Below are 23,853 nucleotides of genomic sequence, written 5' to 3' on the forward strand. Positions count from 1 at the left end.
GGGTGTCAAGGAGATTGGCCGAAGGCCAATCTCCTTATTCTCAAAAATTCACCGAGAGAAACGAGTAAAACCGGCCAGCCAGCTTATTCCTTGAACGCGGCGGTTTCCCCAGGACGGCGCAGCATCTTGTTGACTTCGTCCTGGTGCAGTTCTTCATTGACGATCATATCGCGGGCATACTCCTCCAGCAGCACTGAGTGGCCCTCCACGATTTTCAGTAAGCCATAGTAAGCGGCCAGAGCGCTTTTCTCATGTTCCAGGCTTTCGCGCAGAATGTCGCCGATATCGTGCTTTTCGGTTTCCAGCAAGGAGCCAATTTTTAACGAAGGATGCCCGCCCAGCAGCGTGACCAATTCACCGGCTTTGTGTGCATGGGCCAAACTTTCGTCAGCGTTGCTTTTCATCCAGGACACGATCGGAATGCGGTGATAGCCGTACACCATGAGCGCATAGTGGGTGTACTTCACCACACCAGCAAGTTCCAGTTCCATGATGCGGTTGAGGGCATCGATAGCTGCTTTGTTCTTGGATTCGTCCATGATGGTCTCCTTTTTGATGGCGGATGAAATCACGAGATGGATGGATTCTCCGTGAGTTTTGCGGTCGCGTTTCTTGCGGCAATTTGTTGCAGGGAACGTGTCAACGAGGAAGTGCTGGGGTTTTCGACAAAAACGCATTGTTTGCCTGTGCGCTTGCAGAAATCCTTGACACGCCAGTAGGCATTGTGACTGATGCAGCCAGTTTGGCAGATGACCAGGTCGGCTGCGGCCAGTACGGAGTCGAGTGCGCCCTGGTTGTCCTCCAGCCCACCGTCGTGATGAGCAAAATGTCCGCCAGCCCTCTCAATGACATCCCGATAGTTCGCCACATTTCCATTGCGACCGCCGACACAAAGAACCGTCTTTTCCCGAAGATGAAAGGTGATGGGAACTTCCTTGACGGCATCGCTCTGACGCTCGGCCGCCAGTACAAGCGTACTCTCTTTTTCGCGCGGACTCGGCGAGCGCTGCATTTCGCCGAGCTGCTGGCGCAACTGCGCATTGTGCGCCTCCAGCTCGGCTTGGCGGGCAGTGAGTTGTTCAAACTTTTTGCGCAATCTTGAAGCATTCTCGAAGTCGGGCAGCGATGATTTAAGTTGCTCCAGGTCTTGCGTAAGGAATGAAATTCGAGATTCCTGATTGATGGCAATAGCTCGCTGCTGCATCAACTGGGCGTTGAGTTTCTCAATTTCGACAGATTTTTCCGAGATCACACGGGTGCAACGCTCCTGAGCCTTGCCCAGTTCTCGAGTCAGAACGCCATTTTCCTTGATCAGCGCATTGAACTTGGTCACGTCGATACGGACGGCAGCCCCTGCTTGGTGTTGCAGCATGTGCATATCCCTCAAAACCACCTCTTGCAGCACTTCGTCGCAGCAAGGGTGCGTCAACGTGGCCCAGAATGCGCCAGCGACATCGCCTCTGAGTACCGCATCTGCCCACAGGTCCGCCACAGCCTTTGTATTCTTGGCGGCCTTGAATGCATGAATGGCCCTGGCGTACCGCGCTTCCAGATCCTTTTGCAGCAACTCTGAAAGCCGGTTGCGTTGCGTGCATTCAGCCACTGCGCCGACATGGACCTCGTAGTCATCCGCGATAGCCTTACCACCCAGTGCCTTGTTGACCAGATGGCGCAGCATGGTTAGCGGAAAGCACACGCCAACCACTGGACAGTGGCACTGGTGTGGCAGGTCCCAAAGCCGCCGCCGCCGCGACCCGTTGGTTGCCAGAAGGGTGGTGGAGCATTCATCACACATGCGACCTCCTTGCTTGACAGTCTTGTTTTCAGTGAACGACAGGTGCTTGACCGTTGCCGCAGTGGCTTTCCTGTGGCTCGGCACTGTGCAAGCGTTTTTGCGCTTTCGACAGCATTTCGGCCAATGCCAGGAAGGCCGTGACCTCCAGCCGGACCGAGACGCAGTTGAGTGAAACATGCACGATCCCGCATTCAGGGCACATAGACACATGCCCGACAGGGCTACGAGCCAGCAAGGCGTGCTGGCAGGCAGACGAAATAGGTGAGCGCTCCATGCGAACCTCCTGCGAAGTGGACATGAGCAAAATTATAAATGAGAATTATTTTCAATAAAAGGCAGTCTGGAAGAATACTTGCGCCCCCTCCCCTCGAGTACTTAACGCATGGCGAACGATGTCTTGCTTGGTATTGCGACGTGGCTTCTCGAAAAGCGCTGCCGCTTGAGTGTCGGAAAGCGGCTTACCGAACCTAGGTCGCGCATCTTTGATGTTCTGAAGGCAAACAGTAAAGGAGTCTGAAATCTAGGTCAGCATGACAATGGCGCACTCAGTCAAAGCCTTTTGGCATTGCCTTAGTCATATATCTTTCGACAGTGATTGACTGCAATGCCAATGACAAGTATTCTTTTTGCATTATCCATGATCACTAGAAAATGCTTCCGAAATTAATACTATTTGAATTCGGAAGCATGATCATGCGAATTATTCAACGATGAGCATCTCGCCCATCAAGGGGAATAGGCGTCTATTTGTCATAGAAGGAAGCATGTGTTCATCCAGATAGAGATCACGACGCTATGTAATTTTCGTTGCATTTATTGTGCTAGCCCCAAGAGTCAGGGACGTAGCATGTCGATGGCTCTATTCGATGCACTACTCCAAAAATTACCAATAGGACAGCATGTGGTTTCTCTGCAAGGTGAAGGAGAACCGCTTGTTCACCCAAAGTTTTTCAGTCTAGCCGCCAAAGTCTGGCAGGCGGGTCATATTCCCTATGTAATCACCAACGGCAGCCTGGCTAAATCGAGAAACTTGCCTACTGTCTTCCCCATGATCGGTATTTCGTTGGATACCGTGGATGCCGACGAAGCAGAGCGAGTTGGTCGTCGTCAACTCAGTCGAGTCCTTTCAAATGTGGAGCATATAGCCGCTGTCGCAGGCCCAGACAGAGTATCCATACACACCGTAGACATGGGGCAGTCACTGGAGTCACTGCGAAAATATCTCGGTCGACTCGGAATAAAGCGGCACATTGTCCAACCCTTGCAGACCAAAGCCGATTACCGGCGAAACTACTCAATTCCAATCAGTATTCCTGCTACGAGCGGTAGGCCTCGTCCATGCCGGTATATCACCCAGCCCAATGTGCGGTTCTTCAACATTGATGGCATTGGAATGCCTTGTGCTTATATCAAGGATGCCAACGAATTTCAGTCCATCCAGGTAATGCAGGAAGAATTTGCGGTTGGAAAAGTGCCCGTCGTCTGTGCAGGATGCCGGGAAATTGAATGGGCGTCGCAATGACCCGATTCCTCTTTGCCTGGGAACTGGGCGCGAATTATGGGCACCTGGCGCGGGATATACCGGTGGCGATCAAGCTTCGGAACAAGGGGCATCAGGTTCTGTTTGCTGTGCGCGATACAAAAGCCGCTGCCGAACTGCTGGGCAGACAATGCTTTCCCTACGTTCAAGCGCCATTTTGCATAACACCACCCCGCCTGGCACGGCCGCCAGCCAACTACGCGGAACTGCTGGTGGCGGAAGGCTGGGGTAGCCCTTTGACACTGTTGGGCATGGTCAAGGGGTAATCCCCCCTGAAATTGAAGGTGGTCGGAAGTAGAATTTTCTCGAAAGGGGAAGTTCTGCATGAAGAAGTCGAAATTCACGGACAGCCAGATCATGGAGGCGCTCAAGAGGGCGGAATCTGGGCTGGCGGTGCCGGAGATATGCCGGGACCTGGGAATCAGCTCGGCGACGTTTTACAAGTGGCGGGCGAAGTACGGCGGCATGGATACGTCGATGATCGCGCGCATGAAGGAGTTGGAGCAGGAGAACGCCCGGCTCAAGAAGATGTACGCCGAGGAGCGCCTCAAGGCCGAGATTCTCAAGGAGGCGATGGCAAAAAAGTGGTGAGGCCATCCCGCCGGCGCGAGATGGCCAAGGAAGTCGTGCAGGCCAGGCAGGCATCGATTCGACTGGTCTGCGAAATCTTCAGCATCAGCGAGACGTGCTACCGGTACGAGGCCAAGCATCGCGCCGAGAACGCCGAGATTGCGGACTGGCTGGTGCGGCTGACGAGCAATCAACGCAACTGGGGGTTTGGCCTGTGCTATCTGTACCTGCGCAACGTCAAGGGCTACCGCTGGAATCACAAACGGGTCTATCGCATTTACCGGGAGTTGGAACTGAACCTGCGGATCAAGCCCAAGAAGCGTCTGCAGCGGGAAAAGCCGGAACCGCTCGTGGTGCCTGCGGCCATCAATGCTGTCTGGTCGATGGATTTCATGCATGATCAGTTGGCGGATGGTCGGAACTTCCGTCTGTTCAATGTCATTGACGACTTCAACCGGGAAGCACTGGGCATGGAGATCGACTTCTCCCTGCCGTCGGCCCGTGTCATCCGGGCGCTGGACCAGATCATCGAATGGCGCGGACACCCTGCTGTCATTCGGTGTGATAACGGTCCGGAGAATATCAGTGGGCTGATCCAGGCCTGGGCTGGTAGACACGCGATTCGATTGGATTACATCCAACCTGGCAAGCCGCAACAGAACGCCTACGTCGAACGCTTCAATCGCACCGTGCGCTACGAATGGCTGTCGCAGTACTACTGGGAAGACCTTGATGAGGTCAGGTTGTTCGCTACCCAGTGGATGGACCACTACAATCACCATCGCCCACACATGGCATTGGGCGGATTCACACCAAAGCAGCGGTTGGCCATGGCCGCGTGACTCTACTTCCGGGCGCCCTTAGAAATGGGGGGATTACCAAGGCATGGCTGACGCTATACACCCTGACCCGCTGTGACGTTGTGATTGCGGATCACGCACCTACCGCATTGCTGGCTGCGCACGTAGATGACTTGAAGCGTTTTGCGCTAGGTTCCGGGTTTGAGATTCCCCCGGCTGAAACTCCCTTTCCTTCGATCCGTCCTTGGGAACAGCACGCGGCTGAGCAGCTTGTAAATTCCGAAAATCGAGTATTGGCCATCGCCAACCAGGTGTGCAAATCGTTATCCGTAATTCCACTACGCACGCTTCTCGAACTGTTCCCCTCCCAACCGCTGCTCACGACTTTTCCGGAGCTGGACCCCTACCCATCCAGGAATAAAGGTATCTACCTCGGTTCAATCCACGGCGTCGGCCAGGCTGCGGATATCAGGTGGCCCACGGAAGCAGAGCGAAAGGCCATGGTTTATCTCCGCCCCGCACATCAATGCTGTATCCCGGTGCTTTCTGCCCTGACGGAATCAGGCATTACCGCCATTTGCGCCATCCCCGGCATCAATGAAGCGCAAATCAAGAAGTACGAATCACCGTTGCTCAAGGTCGTAGCACACCCGGTTGAATTCTCCGAACTCGGGCGCCAAAGCGGATTGACCCTCTGTCATGGTGGGGCCGGCACCATCGCGCAATCATTACTGGCCGGGGTACCGCTGCTATTGATTCCGACAACCGTGGAGCAATACCTGAACGCCAAGCGCGTGGAATCCCTTGGCGCTGGGATTTTGCTGGAACCGGGCACAGATAAGAAAGGTGTCTCAGTTGCGATGGAGCATATTCTTACCAATCCCCAATACCGAAAGTCAGCCAAGGAATTCGCGCTGCGCCATCTGGCTGACACACCCGAAGACTCTGCGGAACGGGCTGCGAACGCAATCCTGAATAAAGACCTCGGAATTGCGGTAGGCCAAGAAGTCGATCGGGGCCATTCCTCATACACCGGGATGAAGCGCGATGCACTGCATTAAAAAAACAATGCTGAAAGGCTATGTGCAATACACCAATCGCTTCTACCGCCGCACGGGCAGCCTGTGGGAAGGCCGCTACAAATCGAGCGTGGTTCAGGCAGAAACCTATCTCCTGGTGTGCATGCGCTACATCGAACTGAATCCGGTACGGGCTGCGATGGTTGCCGACCCTGGCGACTACCGCTGGTCGGGCTACCGGGCCAACGGATTGGCCCAGCCCGACGCCCGCCTGACCCCGCACCCGCTCTACCTTGGACTGGACGCCGATGCTGCATTGCGCCGCCAAGCCTACCGGGCACTGTTTCGACCGAAACTGGACGCGGAGGCAGCCTGCGAAGTTCGCGAGGCGCTGAAACTGGGCATGCCACTTGGTAGTGAAAGGTTCGCCGAAACGATCTGTGCTCGGTTGGGCATACGGCGCAATACCGGTAAGTGGGGACGAACAAGCTATCACGCCAACGGCCTACTAAAGACAGACCCACGCCTTACCCCACATCCGCTCTACCTAGCTTTGGATACCCAGCAGGACCGACGCTGCCAAGCCTATCGGGCGTTGTTTCACCCGCAATTAGATGCGGAGCCGCGTGTGAAATCCGAGAAGCTCTGAGACTTGGAATGCCGCTGGGAAATGAGCGCTTTTCAGAATCGATTTGCGCCCAGCTAAGCATACGTCGCAATACTGGAAAACGCGGTCGATCAGTGGGAGAAACGAAAGAACTACAAGCCTCTCTCACAGACCAACAAGGGCTTGGCTTTTGATATTGGAAAAAAATTGCAATGGAAAAGGAAAAACGAAATGTCCCTGACCCCTTTGGCCTAATGTAAAAGACATAGTCATATTTACTTCCTAATGGAATGACTGCTACCGTTCGGAATATCTATTACGGGTATGTAAAAGGTAAATGGAGGATTGCGGCGTGAGATCTGGTAGTTTTTCGTTGAAGCAGATGGTCAATTTCGGAGTGCTGTTGATGATGGGAACTAGCATGAGCGCATGCGGAAACAGTTGGAAAGAGGAAGTTCTGCTGCACGATGGAAAAACCATTGTGGTTGATCGATCCGTGAAGAGAGGCGGTCGGCACGAAATTGGTCAACAGCCACCGATCAAAGAGCAAACCTTGATCTGGGATGTCCCTGGAACGGACCAACGTCTTACCTGGAAAAGCGAATTCAGCGAAGACGTCGGCCTAGCGGACTTAACGCCTCTAGCTGTGGATATTGTTCAAAGCGTGACCTATGTAATTTCCACTCCTGTGGGGTGCCTTGCCTATAACAAATGGGGTCGTCCCAACCCACCTTACGTTGTATTCAGGCGCGACAACGATAAGTGGCAGCGCATTGCGCTGCAAGAACTACCTACCGATATCAAAAAGCCCAACCTAATAATTTCATCGCCGGATAATCACGTTGGCATGCTGGAGTTTAGCCCCCTGTCCACAGAGCGAATCCAAAGGATCAATAGCAGTCTGACTCAACCCGAATACAAAAGCATCCTGAGAGAGCCAGTTGGCGGTGAGGGTTCAACGAGTTGTCCGATACCGTCCGATGCAACGGGGAAATTGATCGCGCCAGAGGTAGATGGAAAACCGCTTTACTACAACTGGTGGCCTTTAGCGCAGGACTGGCTGGATAAAAAGCTGCAACGCAAGCAAACCAATTCCAAGTGATCGCGGATTCAAGGGGAAATAAATCATGACGACCGATATCGAATACGCTCTGATGGCGGGCCGGGCCTACCAGTCAAATCGTGCTTCCGTGAATCAGTTTCCCATCTCATCGGGATGGACAGAATTTTTCCATGCGCCTGATCCACTGAATCCGGGATTCCCCACAACGGACGGCTTCGAGGCAGTTGCGTTCAGGAATATCGACAATCCAAATCAAATCGTCATCTCCTATGCCGGCACGGACGGATTATTGACCATTGACCAGTTTGCCAATTTTGGCTTGGCGACAGGCTTTGGCTCTAACCAACTCACACAGGCTGCGGACTACTACCTAGCCATCCGGGCAGCCAATCTTAATGCCGATATCACTTTCACCGGTCACAGTCTGGGAGGCGGCCTTGCCGCCCTGATGGGTGTGTTCTTCAACCGGCAGGCCGTCACCTTCGATCAGGCGCCTTTCGCTAAATCGGCGGAATCCAGCCTTCTGCATCCAGACGTTGCGGCCGATCTCAAGCAATACCTTCTCAACAAGAGTCTCACCGATGCCGCACAGATCGCCGCACGCGATGCCCTGGTAGGGAGCCTGAGCAATTTCCTGACGTTGCGCGAAACCTATGGCGGTATACCCAATGCCAGCCTGGTCAGCAATATCCGGGTAGATGGAGAGTTTCTGGGAGCGCTGCCGTTGAGCACTATCGGCACGAGCCCACTGTCCCTGACTCACGGCGATTATTTCGCTCCGTTTGACCTTCATTCTCAGGCCTTGCTGACCTCTTTCATTGAGAGCAATGCCTTCCGGGAGATGACCAGTCGACTGCCGGAACTGTTGGGGATGATTTTCGATAGTGGTCTCTTCAAACGCGAGACTGACCCCAACACAGGAGAAAGAAACCTCCTCGACCACCTAATCCGCCACGAAGTCGGCGGAGTCTCCGGCGTTCCTCCCGGCGGCGATGCCATGCTGGATCGTTTCACCGCCGATCTGGACAAGGTGGTCACCGCCAATGGCGGCACGGGAGGCTACCGTGACCTCGTCAAGGCCCTGGTCGCCTTCGCCATGGAGCGCTACTACACAGAAAACTCCGGCCTGCCACCCAAGCAGCAACAGCAACTCTTCACCGCCATCACGGGCGGCCTGCAATTCGACACCACGGAAATCACTGGCGACATCACCACCGCCAAAGGCTATGTCCAGTTCTTCTCCAGCTATCTGGACAACCTCTCATTCCTGGGTACGGACGTCGGCCTAATCCGGCAAAAGATTAGCGATCTCCCCGACTGGAGTATCGCCGTCGGCACCACTGGCATGACTGCCACCGACAGCAAGAACCAAGGCACCTTCATGCTTGGCGACAATGGTGCCGATACCTTGACCGGCGGCGCCGGCCAAGACACCCTGCTCGGCGGCGCCGGCGCCGACATTCTCCACGGCGACGACAACGCCGGCGGCGACATCCTGGATGGCGGATCGGGTTCCGACACCTACTACGCCGACGAAGGCGACACCATCCGCGACAGTGACGGCAAAGGCACCATCTACCTTCACGGCAAACAGTTGACTTTCGCCACCCGCAAGCCCGGCGAAACCACTTACCAGGACAGCGTCGGCAACACCTACACCCTCAGCGGCACCACGCTGTCGATCAACGACCCGCTCACCATCGAAGGCTTCGCCAACGGCCAACTCGGCATCTACCTCGACGAAGAAGAAAATCCCAACGACCCCAAGGGCAGCCCCAAGCCCCCCGGCTACAACCCCAACAACGCCCTGCGCGTCTCCAGCAGCCCCCTGGCTCTGGACCTGAACAACAACGGGATCATCGACGATATCGGACTGGCCACTTCCAACGTCTACTTCGATCTCACCAACGACGGCATTGCGGAAAAGTCCGGCTGGCTCGCGCCCGATGACGGGCTCGTCGCCATGGACATGAACGGCAACGGCGTCATCGACGACCGCAACGAACTCTTCGGCACCGACCCCGCCCACACCGCCTTCGACCGCCTCCGGGAACTCGTGGATAGCAACCAGGATAGCATCATTGATACCGCCGATCCCCTCTTCGGCGAATTGCGCGTCTGGCAAGACAGCAACAGCGACGGCATCAGCCAAAGTGGCGAACTGCACACCCTCGCCGAGCTGGGCATCACCGCTCTGGACGCCATTGCCGCCGCCGCTTCGCAACGCACCCCCAACGGCAACGCCATCGTCGCCACCGCCGGCTATACCCGCAACGGCGAAGAACACCTCGCTGTCGACATCGAGTTCGCCTACAACTCCGCCCTCACCAACGCCAACCCCAACCGCCCCCTGGACCTCCCGCCCAGCCTGGAGGGTGACATCTTCGATCTACCCTGGCTGCGGGGCTACGGCAATGTCAAGAGCCTGCCCATCGCCTATCAGGAGAGCGCCGCACTCAAGCAGGCGGCCACCGATCTCATCGCCCAGGGCCGCGACGGCATCCTCAAGCACTTCGACAGCTTCCTGGCCCAATGGACCGGGCTGACGGCAGCCCATGCCGCCAAGGGTGTCACGCGTACCACCCTGACCACCGAAGACAAGGTCTGGATACTGGAAACCCTGATGGGGCAGAGCGTGCAGAAGGCGGCCATCGAGGCCGCGAACTTTGGCGCCATCAATCCCGGCGGCCGGGCCTGGGACACGGCCTACATCGAAGCGAATTACCAGCGTTTTGTCCAACGGGAAGCCCTGAGCTTCGCCATCCAGGCTACGGCGAAGGACTGGATTGCCGGTGCCTATTACTCCCTCAACCAGGATCGCTTCGTGGTGACGGATGCTGCGCAGTTGCAGACTTCGCTGCTGACCCATCTCAATGCGGTGACCAATCAGGACGACGCCCTGTTCGCCACCCTGATGTTGGCGCAACTCAAGGCGGATGGGGTGGCGCTGGATGCAGCGGCACTCAAGCAGGGCGTGAGTGGATCGGCCTATGCCGGGCTCTACGGAACGGCGCTGGACTTCACCGGCAACAGCGTCATGGCCGCGGCAACGGCAGGTAGCTATGTAACGCCCGGCGGCGGTTGGTTTGTGGCCGGGTCGGACGGAAACGACGCTCTGACGGGGGGCGCAGGAAACGATGTGTATGTCTTTGGCTCGGGCTCCGGACGGGACACCGTTTATGACTACGACACCACGGCGGGGAATGTGGACAAGGTGCTCATCACGGGCAACCTGTCACCCGGGGATGTCAAGGTTTCGCGTGATGCAAATCACCTGTATCTGACGCTGAGCGGCGGCAATGACCGGCTGACGATTTCGAATTGGTTCGCCAACAGCGCCAATCGGGTCGAGCAGGTGGTCTTTGCCAATGGCACGGTCTGGGATGCGGTGCAGATTCAGGCGCTCGCCAATACGCCCACGGAGGGCAACGACTATTTCGAGGGCACTGCCGGCAACGACGTACTCAACGGCTTGGGTGGCAACGATACGATCAAGGGATTGGCGGGCAACGATACCCTGGACGGCGGGAGCGGCAACGACACTCTGGAAGGCGGGGTGGGCGACGATGTCTATCGCTTTGGCCCCGGGGCGGGGAAAGATGTTGTCATTGAGAACGACGCGACGGTTGGAAATTTGGACAAGGTGCGCATGGCCGATGGCGTGGCGCCGACGGATGTGACGGTGACGCGTGATGCGTCCAATCTGTATCTCAGTCTGAACGGTAGCTCGGATCAATTGACCCTGTCGAACTGGTTTCGCGGCGATGCCTATCGGGTGGAACAGGTGGTATTCGGCGACGGCACGGTTTGGGATGTGGCAACGTTGAAGAACACGGCGAATACGCCTTCGGCAGGGAATGACTATTTCGAGGGAACCGCCGGTGACGATACGCTCGATGGGCTTGGCGGCAACGACCAGATCAAGGGGTTGGCGGGTAACGACTTCATCCTCGGCGGCAGCGGCAACGACCAGCTTTATGGAGGGAACGGAAACGATATTCTCGATGGAGGCGCCGGCAATGACACCCTTTATGGTGAAGGCGGCAACGATACCTACCGCTTCGGAGCCGGCGCAGGGCAAGACCGGATAGTTGATTTCGATGCCACGGCGGGCAATGTCGATACGGTTCAAATCGCTGATGGCGTCTTGCCTGCCGACATTACCGTTTCTCGTGACTATTACAATCTGTATCTCAGCGTCAATGGCGGTGCGGATCGGCTGACGATCTCCAATTGGTTTCAGGGCGACACCTACCGGGTGGAGCAAGTTGTGTTCGGCGACGGCACTGTTTGGGATACCGCTCAACTCATCGCGATGGCAAACACGCCGACGGCGGGGGACGATGTCATTGATGGCATGGCTGGGAACGACATTCTTGACGGACTCAGCGGAAATGATCGAATCAGTGGATTGGCCGGCGATGACGTACTGTCGGGTGGTGAAGGCCAAGACCAGATTTTCGGTGGAGCCGGAAACGACACGCTCAGTGGCGGAGCGGGGAATGACTATCTCAGTGGAGATGCCGGCAATGACATTTATCTGTTCGGGCGCGGCGATGGCCAGGACACGATATCCAACTACGACGCCACGCAAGGCAAGCAGGATGTCCTGCGCTTCAAGACGGGAATTGCGTCAGCCGACGTGGTGGTGAGTCGGCAATCGGACAACCTGATCCTGAAGATTGCGGGTACCCAAGACCAGATCACGGTCCAGAATTATTTCTCCAACGACGGGGCCTTCAATGCCTACGGCCTCGAATCGATTCAGTTCGAGGATGAAATGTCTCTGACCCCTTTGGCTTCGATCGACAGCCCCACTAGCATCCAGCAATCCTCCCACATCGGTATTCCTGAAGAAATACGCACCCTGCCCAACATTATTGGCATGGGCACCGGTGGCAGCTTTTGGCAAGTCATAGTTCAGCAAGAGAGTGATGGCAATACGTATTCCCAGGATTGGGTCGATGCAGCGAATGAGAAGCAATGGAAGGTTTCGGCATGAAACGACCACATCAATTTCTACGCTGGCTGATCGCTGTCATCGCGGTGATGGTGCTGGCGGGTTGCGCCAGCACACCGGAACTGGTCAGCCACGGCTTCGCTTTTGATTTCATCGACGACAGCCCCGAGGCCGAATTACTCGATTACCGATATGGCACTTCGTACTATGGCAAGTCGGAGAGACAAAGCCTCGGTAGGGTGAGTCAAGGGAAGGGCATCTTTGGAGAAATACGGAGAGGCGATGACCTATACGTCAAATGGCGATTGAAGGCCACGGGTGAGGTATTTGAAGAAACCATCGACTTGCGTAATCGCCTTTCCAAAGATATTCGAGGCTCAGAAATCTATTTTTTGGTTCGTGGGCCACAACTCTATGTCTACCTCATCACACCCAAAAAACGTGCCAAGGACGAACCACCTAATGGTCCCAGTAAGTGGTCCTTTCGCCACATTCTGACGATCTATCCCGATTCACCAAAAAACTGAATTCCTGCTGGGGAGTAAACACCATGACGACAGAGATCGACCTCAACCCAACGCAAGTCCAGAGCATCTACGATCACAACGTGCAGGTAATGCAGACTATTACCGGTGCTGCGCAAAGCGTGGCCAGCAACCAGTTTGTGTTCTTCGCTGCGTTCGACGGCACGAACAACGATCAAGATAATGCACTGCTGGGTGAACAGAGCACCAATGTGTGGCAGTTGTTCAATCAGGTCACTCAGAGCAATAACCTTAAGGCACGCTACTACCCCGGTCCTGGTACATCGGCTGCCTTGCGGCATTCCTCCTGGTTGCCCTCTGCCGTGACTCAACAGGTCATAAATACGGCGGATCTGGCTTATACGCAGTTTGCCGTTGAAGCTTCCAATTGGGTCAAAGCCAACCCCGGAAAACCCGTATCAATTGCCCTCACCTCCTTTAGTCGTGGTGGAGCCTCGGCGGCCATTTTCAGCCAGTTGGTGTACGAGCGTGGCGTGATCGACCCAAACGACAACGGCAAGGTGCTGGTTCCGCCTGGTCAGGTTGGCATTTGTGGCGGCGTGATCTTCGACCCTGTGACCGAAGGGGTCAGTGGAAACCTGGCATTTGCGCCCAACGTGAGCAATGTGGTCGTTGTCAAGGCGTTGAACGAATACCGCAATTTCTTCAGTTTCTCGAATTACAGCCAGCCTGGGGTCACCACCGTCGGTATGTACGGTAATCACGGCGATATTGGTGGTGGCTATGACCCCAATATCGAAGGTATCGGTGCAATCTCACTGGAGGCGGCAACCCGCTACTTTCAGAATGCTGGCCTGACGGTTAGCGACGTTCCGGCAGATCGGGCATTCGATTATTCCGTTACCCCAGAAAATCTCGTCAACGTGATCAAGATTCACTCTGAGGAATACGACAACTATAGTGGCACACAGTGGAATGTCAGTTATCAGGACGGTTTCAACTACAACGATGTTCGTCTATCGAATACTAATTTTCAGGACAATGCTTCCGCACCCGGCACTGAATTTACCCTCTACGACGGCAGCAAAATCACGGTCACGCCCACAGGGAGCGATACCGAAACGGTCGAGCACACCTGGACAAATGCCGACGGAAGCGTAAGGAAAGAAATAACCCGCTACCAAGGTCTCAGCAATCCCGATGTATCCCAGAAACGCGTAGATAAAACTCTGCTCGACATCAGCGCCGACGGAACGACGGCCACCATCGATGTCACCGTCTACGTTGAAAATGCCCAGATCGACATCAGCCTTCCCTCGGGCGTTTCCACCTCGACGCTGAACGTCCAGGCCGAAAACGGTATCGATCCCACCTCGATCAAAACTGCCATCCATACTGCGGATGGACAGCAAAGCAGCCTCACCAAAACAGGGAACAGCACCGATACGTATTACGCGGAAGAAGGCGACACCATCCGAGACGCGGATGGCAAAGGCACCGTTTATCTCAACGGAAAGCAACTTACCCTCGCCACCCGCCACAAAGGCGAAACTGCCTACCACGATAACCAGGGAAACACCTATATCCTGACCGGCACCACCCTCCAGATCAACGATCCCCTCGTCATTGAAAAATTCAGCTCCGGCGACCTCGGTCTCGAACTCAAAGAAGAAAGCGATCCCGACGACCCCGGCAATCCCCCCCTCAAAGCTCCCTTCGACAAAGCCGAAGCCACCCTTTCCCCCATTGTCCTCGACCTGGACGGCAACGGCATCGCCACTCGGGGCATCGGTGAAGGCGCTTACTTCGACTACGACGGCAACGGCTTTGCCCAGCGCACTGGCTGGGTCAGCTCCGGCGACGGCCTGCTGGTGCGCGACCTCAATCAGGACGGCAAGATCAGCACCGGTGCCGAACTCTTCGGCAACCAGACCCGCCTCAAGGATGGCAGTCTTGCCGCCAACGGTTTTCTGGCCCTCGCCGACCTCGACGACAACCGCGATGAGAAGATCGATCTCCAGGATGCCGCCTGGCAAGAGATCAAACTCTGGCAAGACACCAACAGCGACGGCATCAGCCAGGCTGGCGAACTCAAGACCCTCGAAGCCGCCGGCATCCGAAGCCTCAATACCGCCTACGTCAGCACCCCAAACACCGACACCCACGGTAACCAGCACCTCCAACAAAGCACCTACACCAAAACCGCCGGCAGCAGCGGTCAGGCCGAAGATGTCTGGTTCCTTACCAACCCCGCCAGCACCCGGCAGGACCACCCCCTCGACGTTCCCGAGGACATTCGCACCCTGCCCAACGTCGCCGGCATGGGCAACGTCGGCAGTCTCTGGCAGGTCATGGCAAAGCAGGAAGCTGAAGGCAGCGATCGGCTTAAAGATCTGATCGGCCAATTCGCCAGCGAAGCCGACCCATTGGCAAGAGAAAATCTCATCACCCAGATCATCTATGCCTGGGCAGGCGTTGAAGACAAAGATCCCTTGAGCCGTGCTACGACGAAGATTTACAACAACCCCATCGGCGATGCCCGGAAGCTCTACGCCATGGAAGCCCTACTCGGCCAAGGCTACGAAGGTACTTGGTGCTGGCAAGAGAAAGACCCCAACCCTCACGGCCCGGCGGCGGCTATCCTGCTCAAGGCCTTTGACGAATTTGCCAGCGGCATCGCCGCCCAGCTCATGCAGCAAACGCAGTTTAAGGAACTTTACGACGCCATCGCCTACAACATCGCCCCCACGACCGGTGCGGTGACCGGCGACCTGAGTGGAGTGCTACCACTGATTGCCAGAAAACTCGCGGCGAATCGGGAACAAGGCAAGGCAGAACTGTCGGCGTTCATTACTAATTTGACCTACACCAACAAGCTCAATGAACTTGACACGCTGTCGTTCCAGGCAGCGTTGGCGAGCTATGGCGAGGACGTTGTCAATGTCGCCAATCTGGCTTGGCGCGGCATGGTGGCGACGTGGGGTAACGACCAACTGACCGGGGATGGCACGGATGAGACTATCGCGGGCTTGGGCGGTAATGACGTCATCCAGGGTGCAGGTGGCAACGACCATCTGCTCGGTAACGATGGTGACGATCGGCTCTACGGCCAGGACGGCAACGATACCCTGGAAGGTGGTGCCGGCAACGACCTGCTAGACGGAGGTGCGGGCAACGACACCTACCGCTTCGGCCGGGGTGGTGGGCAGGACACGATCTGGAGTCAGGATGTCACAGCGAACAAGCACGATGTACTGAAGCTGGGTGACGGTATTGTCGCGGGCAACCTGACCCTGGAACGCAATGCGGATGATTTGATCCTGACGATCAAGGACAGCGGCGACCGAATCACTGTGGCAGGATATTTCACCAATGATGGCACCGCATTCAGCCGATTGGATGTGATCGAGTTTACCGATGGAACGAGTTGGAACTTTACGGCTATCAGGGACTTGCTGCCGCCTATCGGGACCGAGGGGGATGACCGGATTCGGGGATACGGCTCGGCAGAGGTGATTGCAGGATTGGGTGGGAATGATGTGATCGAAGGGTTGGGTGGCGATGACGTTCTCGATGGAGGGGCCGGAAATGACATCCTGTACGGCGGTGCTGGTAACGATATCTACCGATTTGGCTTCGGTTCCGGTCAAGATGTGATTAACGATCTTGACTCTACTTTTGGCAATGTCGATACGATCCAGATGCTGGATGGAGTTGTGCCGGACGATGTGGTCGCGACCCGCGATGTCAGCAATCTATATCTGAGGCTGAACAATGGTACGGACTGGCTGACATTGCAAAACTGGTTTTCGGGAAACTCGTATCAAATTGAACGGGTGCGGTTTGCCGATGGTACGGAATGGAATGCAGCAGCGATGCAAGCCTTGTCTAATATACCGACCGCTTACTCGGACTATATTCAGGCGACCCCAGCGGATGACGTACTCGATGGCCTGGGTGGAAATGACCATATCTATGGCGGGGCAGGGAACGATATGCTCAGCGGTGGGATAGGGAATGACTATCTTAGTGGGGATACCGGCAATGACACCTATCTGTTCGGTCGGGGCGACGGACAGGACACGATTTCGAGCTACGAGTGGAACACCAGCAAACAGGACGTTTTGAGGTTCAAGACGGGAATCTCATCGGCCGACGTGGTGGTGAGTCGGCAATCAGACAACCTGATTCTCAAGATTGCCGGTACCCAGGACCAGATCACGGTCCAGAGTTATTTCTCCAACGACGGGGCCTTCAATGCCTACGGCCTTGAATCGATTCAATTCGAAGATGGATCACCTGCCTGGGATTATGCGGCGGTAAAAGCCAAGTCGCTGCTGGCGACGGGGAGCGACGACACCCTGTATGGGTTTGGCTCGGACGACGTGCTGGAGGGTCGTGGAGGGAACGACACGCTGTATGGTCAAGGCGGAAACGATACGCTCAGCGGTGGGGTAGGGAATGACTATCTCGGTGGGGATGCCGGCAACGATATTTATCTGTTCGGGCGCGGCGATGGACAGGACACGATATCCAACTACGACATCACGCAAGGCAAGCAGGATGTCCTGCGCTTCAAGACGGGAATCGCGCCGGCCGACGTGGTGGTGAGCCGGCAATCGAACAACTTGATCCTGAAGATTGCGGGCACCCAGGACCAGGTCATGGTCCAGAATTATTTCTCCAACGACGGGGCCTTCAATGCCTACGGCCTCGAATCGATTCAGTTCGAGGATGGATCGCCCGCCTGGGACTATGCGGCGGTAAAAGCCAAGTCGCTGTTGGCGACGGAGGGTGACGACAGCCTGTATGGATTTGCTTCGGATGACGTGCTGGATGGCTTGGGCGGCAATGATCAAATTCTCGGTGGAGCCGGGAACGACACGCTCAGTGGTGGCACGGGAAATGATCACCTCAGTGGCGAAGACGGTAATGACTCACTAGTGGGCGGTGGCGGAACCGATAATCTGGACGGTGGCCCCGGCAACGATATCTATCTGTTCGGTCGGGATGATGGGCAGGACACGATATCCAGCTACGACTCGACGCAGGGGAAACAGGATGTTCTGCGCTTCAAGACAGGGATATCACCGACCGACGTAGTGGTGAGCCGGCAGGGAATCAATCTGATCCTGAAGGTTGCGGGCGCCCAGGATCAGATTACGGTCCACAATTACTTTGCCTACGACGGTGCCTTCAATCCCTACGGCATCGAGTCGATTCAATTTGCCGATGGCACGACCTGGAATCTGGCCGCTGTGAAGGCGAGGTCGCTGCTGGGAACCGAGGCTGGCGATGTCATCTACGGTTTTGACAGTGCTGATGTGGTGGATGCGCTGGCTGGCGATGATCTGGTTTATGGCAATGCAGGCAATGACACACTCAGTGGTGGGGCGGGCAACGATAGGCTCTATGGTGGTAGCGGGGAGGATATCCTGGATGGCGGTGCCGGGAATGATTCGTTGCAAGGGGAGGTCGGCAATGACATCTACTTGTTTGGATCAGGCGCCGGGCAAGATTCGATCTACGACTACGACACTACGCCCGGCAACGTGGATACGCTTCGGCTGGCGGCAGGGGTATTGCCAGCAGATGTGGCATTCAAGCGGGATTTGAATAATCTGTACCTGAGCTTGCATACCAGCACCGACCAACTTACATTGACCAACTGGTTTAGCAGTTCGACTAAAGTCGAGCGATTGGTCTTTGCCGATGGTACCGAATGGACAGAGCCCGATATCCTGGCTCGAATGCCTAGCGCCACCAACGGCGACGATGTGCTGGTTGGAACAGCAGCCAACGATACTATCAGTGGACTGAGTGGGAACGATGTGCTTTACGGCCAGGGCGGCGATGACGTTTTGGACGGCGGCACCGGAAATGACTTTCTGTATGGTGGCGAGGGAAACGATACCTATCTTTTCGGATTAGGCTCCGGCTGGGACTCTGTGTCAGACACGGCAGGAAGCGGGGATATGGTACGAATGACCGACGGGGTCTTGCCCGAACAAGTGACGGTAGATCGGGACTCGATCAACCTTTACCTGCGTATGAACGGTGGGGCTGACCAGCTGACGCTTTCGGAATGGATGTCCACGGATTCCCACAAGGTTGAACGTATCGAATTTGGCGATGGCACGGTTTGGGATGTGGCTCGGCTTCTTTTGCGGGCTGGCGTCGGGCAAGGAAATAACATTGTTACAGGTACTTCCGCCGATGATGTGTTGGAAGGTTTGGGTGGCAACGACGCAATATACGGGCTGGGAGGCAATGACACTTTGCTAGGTGGCGTCGGTAGCGACCGACTCTATGGCGGCGAAGGGAATGATGTACTGGATGGTGGCTCTGGTGATGATTATCTCGAAGGGGGGGGCGGTAGTGACACATACCTGTTTGGGCCGGGCTCGGGTCAGGACGTCATTGTTGACGCTGTTGCAACGTATGGTGCTATCAATAAGGTCCGTTTGGCAGAAGGCGTACTGCCGTCGGATGTTCATGTTAAGTTCTACGGCAATGGGATTCTCTACCTTGGTTTGAACCACTACGCCGACCGAGTGACACTCGGCAACACAGAAGTGGAGTTTTCCGATGGCACGCGATGGACACAGGCGACAATGCGAGCTATGGCAAATTCCGGGAGTGAATTGAGTGACGTGCTATTTGGAACAGAGGACGGCGACATCCTTGATGGAGCTGGCGGGGATGACCTTATCTTGGGGAATGGCGGCAACGATGTCCTGAAGGGCGGCGCCGGCAATGATTATCTATACGGAGGACTGGGCAACGATATCTACATATTCGGCCTGGGTTTTGGGCATGACTATATTTCCGACAGCGACAGCACTGTCGGAAATCTTGATACGGTCCATATGGAAGCGGGGACGACCCCGGCGGACGTTCATGTGTCTCGCGATCAGCAGAATCTGTATTTGGACCTTGATCATGGCAACGATCGTTTGACCCTTGCGGGTTGGTTTGCCAACAATGATTCCAGGATAGAAAGAGTTGTCTTTTCGGATGGAACGGAGTGGGATATCGCACACCTTCAGGCGCTGACGTCCATCGCTACCACGGGTGACGATCATCTGATGGGCACGTCAGGGGATGACGTATTGGCGGGTTTGGCGGGTAATGACAGGCTTGAGGGCGGAGACGGGAACGATACCTACCAATTCAATGCCGGGGATGGATGGGATTTGATATGGGAAGGGGACGATCCATCGATGCAGGACATGGACTCACTGACGTTTGGCAACGGAATCACACCGGAATCGGTTTCTGTTTTGGCAGGCGTTAATGGGCGAGACAACCTCACTCTACTACTGGCTGACGGCCAAGGGCGTGTCGATATTGCCCAATATTTTTCAGGAAGTCCGCTTTATTACGGTGGGGGATATGGCGGAGGGATGGAAGCCGCTGTGCTGGCGTCCATTGAGGAAATCAAATTTGCAAATGGAGCAGTGTGGGATTTAGCTGCTGTCAAGGCGCTTGCCAGAACGGAGGGAACGGACGCCGATGAATCGCTCTATGGCAGTTCAAAAGATGACACGTTGAGTTCCCATGCCGGCCGGGATTGGGTCTATGGATACGGGGGCAACGATACCCTGGATGGAGGCAGCGGCGATGACAGGTTGAACGGTGGTTCAGGGGACGATATTTATTGCTTCGGTTCTGGCTATGGCCAGGATGAGGTCTATGAGTACGACGCTACCGCAGGGAATGTGGATACCGTCAGGATGGCAGCCGGCGTTTCTCCGTTCGATGTTCGTGTCACCAGAAGCACCGAAGATTTGTACCTGAGCTTGAACAATGGTACCGATCGTTTGACATTATTGGGTTGGTTCCGAGGACCTGAGTTCAAAGTCGAGCAAGTTCAATTCAGCGATGGCACGATATGGAATGAGCAAGATCTGGTCGATGCTTTATATACCAGTGATGATCAAGACAATACGATCATTGGAACCGGTGAGGACGACACGATTAGTGGACGAGGTGGCGCGGACCAACTGTACGGATTGGATGGAAATGATTACCTCAAAGGCGATGATGGTAACGATTATCTGAATGGTGGATTAGGTGACGACACCCTGGATGGCGGCAGCGGTGATGACGCTTTGGAAGGGGGCTGGGGAAGTGATGTCTATCTCTTCGGGCCTGGATCAGGGACCGATACGGTTAATGATATAGATGCATCGGGTGGCATTGATACGGTCCGTTTTTCTGATGGAGTGAGTCCATCGGACGTTGTTGTGACCCAGGATCAGAATAATTTGTTGCTCGCCTTGAACGGCGGAGCTGATCGGCTGATCCTGTCAGGTTGGTTTATCGATGATGCTCACAAGATTGAGCAGATTCGATTTGGCGATGGCACCGTTTGGACAAAAATCGATCTTGTCGCTCGTCTTCTTACGGGTGACGATCTGGGCAACACGCTGGTGGGTACTGCCGGTGATGACGTCATTAGTGGCTTGGGAGGTCATGATCAACTCTCTGGCCTTGATGGCAACGACTTCCTCGATGGTGGTACGGGAGGCGACACCATGATCGGCGGGTTGGGTGATGACACTTATGTCGTCGACAGTGGTAACGACGTCGTCACTGAGAACCCGAATGAAGGTATCGATACGGTCCGGTCAAGCATTACCTATACATTGGGTACGAATGTCGAGAACCTGACCTTGACGGGGATTGCCGCGATCAGTGGCACAGGAAACGCCTCTGACAATCTTTTGACTGGCAACAATTCCGCAAACACGTTAACAGGCGCGGGCGGCAACGACATCCTGGATGGCGGCTCTGGCGCTGATACGATGGTTGGCGGTACGGGCGATGACACGTATGTGGTTGACGATGCGGGCGATGTTGTCACCGAATCGTCGAATGCGGGTGTCGATACGGTGAGGTCGAGCATTACCTACACGTTGGGCAGCAATGTTGAGAACTTGATTTTGACGGGTGCCACGGCGATTGACGGCAAGGGCAATACGCTGGCCAACACACTGATTGGAAACAGCGCCGCCAACACGCTGAATGGTGGTACGAGGGCCGACACCCTGATTGGCGGTCTGGGCGATGACCTCTATGTGGTGGACAACGTGGGCGATGTGGTCATCGAGAGCGCAAGTGAAGGTACTGACACAGTGGAAGCGAGCGTCAGCTATACGCTGGGTTCGAATGTTGAGAATTTAACCCTGACAGGGTCGGCCAAACTCACCGGAGTAGGTAATGAGCTGGACAATATTCTGACTGGAAACAGCGGCGCCAACACATTGACGGGAGGCGCCGGTAACGACACCCTGAATGGTGGCGGGGGCACGGATACCTTGATAGGCGGTCTGGGGGACGACACCTACGTGATTAACAGCGCCGGCGATGTGGTGACCGAGAATGCCAATGAAGGCACGGATACGGTTCAATCGAGCATTGCCTATACCTTGAGTGCAAATATTGAGAATTTGACTCTGACTGGAACTCGCGGTCTGGCGGGGACGGGCAATGCGCTGGACAACATTCTCATTGGGAACAGCGGGGCCAATACGCTCAATGGCGCTTCTGGTGCCGATGCCATGGCTGGTGGAGCAGGGAACGACACTTATGTTGTTGACGATGTGGGCGACGTTGTTACCGAGAACGAGAACGAGGGTACGGATACGGTGCAGTCGAGCATCAGCTTTGTGCTGCCCGATAATGTCGAGAATCTAACCCTGCTGGGATCCTCGGCGATCAATGGTTCCGGGAACGCATTGGATAACAAGCTCACTGGCAATAATGCAGCGAATTACCTGGATGGTGGCTCTGGTGCCGACACGATGGTTGGCGATGCGGGCGATGACACATACGTGGTTGATGATGCGGGCGATGTTGTCACCGAATCGTCGAATGAGGGTATCGATACGGTGAGGTCGAGCATTACCTACACGTTGGACCGCAACGTTGAGAACTTGATTCTGACGGGTGAATTTTCAATCAATGGCACAGGCAATACCCTGGCCAACACACTGATCGGCAACAGTGGCGCGAACACCCTGAACGGTGGTACGGGGGCCGACACCCTGATTGGCGGTCTGGGCGATGACCTCTATGTGGTGGACAACGTGGGCGATGTGGTCACTGAGGAGGTTGATGAAGGTACGGACACGGTGCAGTCAAGTGTTGCCTATACCTTGGGCTCGAATGTCGAGAATCTGACCCTGACCGGGGCGAGCGGACTGGCTGGCACAGGTAATGCGTTGGACAACATTCTCATTGGGAACAGCGGCGCCAATACGCTGACCGGTGGAGCAGGCAACGATATTCTGGACGGTGGTACGGGCGCGGATACCCTGATTGGCGGGACTGGCGATGATACGTACGTCGTCGAGAGAGCCGGGGATGTCGTGACCGAGAATGCCAATGAGGGCACGGATACGGTTCAATCGAGCATTGCTTATACCTTGGGGGCAAATGTCGAGAATTTGACTCTGACGGGAACCCGCGGGCTGGCGGGAACAGGCAATGCGCTGGACAACATCCTCATCGGGAACAGCGGTGCCAATACGCTCAACGGCGCTGCCGGTAATGACACCCTGGACGGCGGGGCGGGTTCCGACACGCTGGTTGGTGGTATCGGAAATGATATCTACCTGTTTGGTCGAGGCTATGGCGCGGATATTGTTTCAGAGAACGATGCGACTGTCGGCAACACCGATTTGGCAAAGTTCGCGTCGGATATTGCCATTGATCAAATCTGGTTCCGTCATGTCGGCAACGATCTGGAAGTCAGTGTCATTGGCAGTTCGGACAAGATGACGATCCTGAATTGGTATTCAGGTTCTGCCTACCATATCGAGAAATTCCAGACCAACGATGGCAAGTTCCTGCTCGATACCCAAGTAGAGAACCTCGTCCAAGCCATGGCTGCCTTCAGTCCCCCGGCTGCAGGTCAGACCACCCTGCCGCAGAACTACCGCGACACCCTGGCACCCACCCTCGCTGCCAACTGGCAGTAATCCCAAGCGATCCAATATCTCCCCAT

At 55.6% G+C, this 23,853-nt stretch carries 12 protein-coding genes; 9 read left to right on the top strand and 3 right to left on the bottom strand.

Translation table 11 applies throughout. The features are described from left to right. Positions 1-83: 83 nt before the first annotated feature. The 3 genes from B9N43_RS00500 to B9N43_RS17275 form a co-directional block, all read right to left on the bottom strand. Positions 84-539, bottom strand: coding sequence for a bacterioferritin (locus B9N43_RS00500; protein WP_145840393.1), 456 nt, complete (start codon positions 537-539; stop codon positions 84-86). Positions 540-568: 29 nt separating this feature from the next. Further along, positions 569-1,678 carry a DUF2325 domain-containing protein gene (locus B9N43_RS00505; protein ID WP_222428769.1) on the bottom strand — a complete coding sequence of 370 codons (1,110 nt, stop codon included), beginning with the start codon at positions 1,676-1,678 and terminating at the stop codon, positions 569-571. A gap of 145 nt (positions 1,679-1,823) precedes the next feature. Then, a complete protein-coding gene (locus B9N43_RS17275; RefSeq protein WP_145840395.1) occupies positions 1,824-2,069 on the bottom strand; it encodes a hypothetical protein in 246 nt (81 codons plus the stop codon). A gap of 492 nt (positions 2,070-2,561) precedes the next feature. On the opposite strand from B9N43_RS17275, the gene B9N43_RS00515 reads away from it, so the two are divergent. The 9 genes from B9N43_RS00515 to B9N43_RS17460 all read left to right on the top strand — a co-directional run bounded on the left by B9N43_RS00515 (position 2,562) and on the right by B9N43_RS17460 (position 23,827). Continuing rightward, positions 2,562-3,317, top strand: coding sequence for a radical SAM protein (locus B9N43_RS00515; protein WP_186453904.1), 756 nt, complete (start codon positions 2,562-2,564; stop codon positions 3,315-3,317). After that, positions 3,302-3,601: a hypothetical protein gene (locus B9N43_RS00520; RefSeq protein WP_145840397.1), complete on the top strand. Its 300-nt coding sequence runs from the start codon at positions 3,302-3,304 to the stop codon at positions 3,599-3,601. The genes B9N43_RS00515 and B9N43_RS00520 overlap by 16 nt, the downstream gene beginning before the upstream one ends. Positions 3,602-3,659: 58 nt before the next feature. Beyond that, positions 3,660-4,747, top strand: a protein-coding gene (locus tag B9N43_RS00525) for an IS3 family transposase (protein ID WP_145840398.1) whose coding sequence is annotated in 2 segments (ribosomal slippage) — positions 3,660-3,921 and positions 3,921-4,747 — 1,089 coding nt in all. Because the reading frame shifts where the segments join, the coding sequence is not laid out codon by codon here. A gap of 131 nt (positions 4,748-4,878) precedes the next feature. Further along, positions 4,879-5,766 (top strand): glycosyltransferase, encoded by an 888-nt coding sequence (locus B9N43_RS00530; RefSeq protein WP_145840399.1) that lies wholly within the window; start codon positions 4,879-4,881, stop codon positions 5,764-5,766. Then, positions 5,753-6,373 (top strand): transposase, encoded by a 621-nt coding sequence (locus B9N43_RS00535; protein ID WP_145840400.1) that lies wholly within the window; start codon positions 5,753-5,755, stop codon positions 6,371-6,373. Before B9N43_RS00530 ends, B9N43_RS00535 begins: the two co-directional genes overlap by 14 nt. Positions 6,374-6,704: 331 nt before the next feature. Continuing rightward, positions 6,705-7,433 carry a hypothetical protein gene (locus tag B9N43_RS00540; RefSeq protein ID WP_145840401.1) on the top strand — a complete coding sequence of 243 codons (729 nt, stop codon included), beginning with the start codon at positions 6,705-6,707 and terminating at the stop codon, positions 7,431-7,433. 25 nt (positions 7,434-7,458) lie between these two features. Next, a complete protein-coding gene (locus B9N43_RS17280) occupies positions 7,459-12,396 on the top strand; it encodes a calcium-binding protein (RefSeq protein WP_145840402.1) in 4,938 nt (1,645 codons plus the stop codon). Then, complete coding sequence (locus B9N43_RS00550) at positions 12,378-12,881, top strand: hypothetical protein (protein WP_145840403.1); 504 nt, start codon at positions 12,378-12,380, stop codon at positions 12,879-12,881. Before B9N43_RS17280 ends, B9N43_RS00550 begins: the two co-directional genes overlap by 19 nt. A gap of 23 nt (positions 12,882-12,904) precedes the next feature. Then, positions 12,905-23,827 carry a calcium-binding protein gene (locus tag B9N43_RS17460; RefSeq protein WP_145840404.1) on the top strand — a complete coding sequence of 3,641 codons (10,923 nt, stop codon included), beginning with the start codon at positions 12,905-12,907 and terminating at the stop codon, positions 23,825-23,827. The last annotated feature ends 26 nt before the right edge of the window (positions 23,828-23,853 follow it).

This window comes from Denitratisoma sp. DHT3 (assembly GCF_007833355.1).
Taxonomy (GTDB): Bacteria; Pseudomonadota; Gammaproteobacteria; order Burkholderiales; family Rhodocyclaceae; genus Denitratisoma.

Coding starts and splice junctions, on each gene's coding strand:
- B9N43_RS00535 (WP_145840400.1), top strand. CDS start 5,753: ATGCACTGCATTAAAAAAACAATGCTGAAAGGCTATGTGCAATACACC.
- B9N43_RS00520 (WP_145840397.1), top strand. CDS start 3,302: ATGGGCGTCGCAATGACCCGATTCCTCTTTGCCTGGGAACTGGGCGCG.
- B9N43_RS17280 (WP_145840402.1), top strand. CDS start 7,459: ATGACGACCGATATCGAATACGCTCTGATGGCGGGCCGGGCCTACCAG.
- B9N43_RS00500 (WP_145840393.1), bottom strand. CDS start 539: ATGGACGAATCCAAGAACAAAGCAGCTATCGATGCCCTCAACCGCATC.
- B9N43_RS17275 (WP_145840395.1), bottom strand. CDS start 2,069: ATGGAGCGCTCACCTATTTCGTCTGCCTGCCAGCACGCCTTGCTGGCT.
- B9N43_RS00505 (WP_222428769.1), bottom strand. CDS start 1,678: ATGCTGCGCCATCTGGTCAACAAGGCACTGGGTGGTAAGGCTATCGCG.
- B9N43_RS00550 (WP_145840403.1), top strand. CDS start 12,378: ATGGAAGGTTTCGGCATGAAACGACCACATCAATTTCTACGCTGGCTG.
- B9N43_RS17460 (WP_145840404.1), top strand. CDS start 12,905: ATGACGACAGAGATCGACCTCAACCCAACGCAAGTCCAGAGCATCTAC.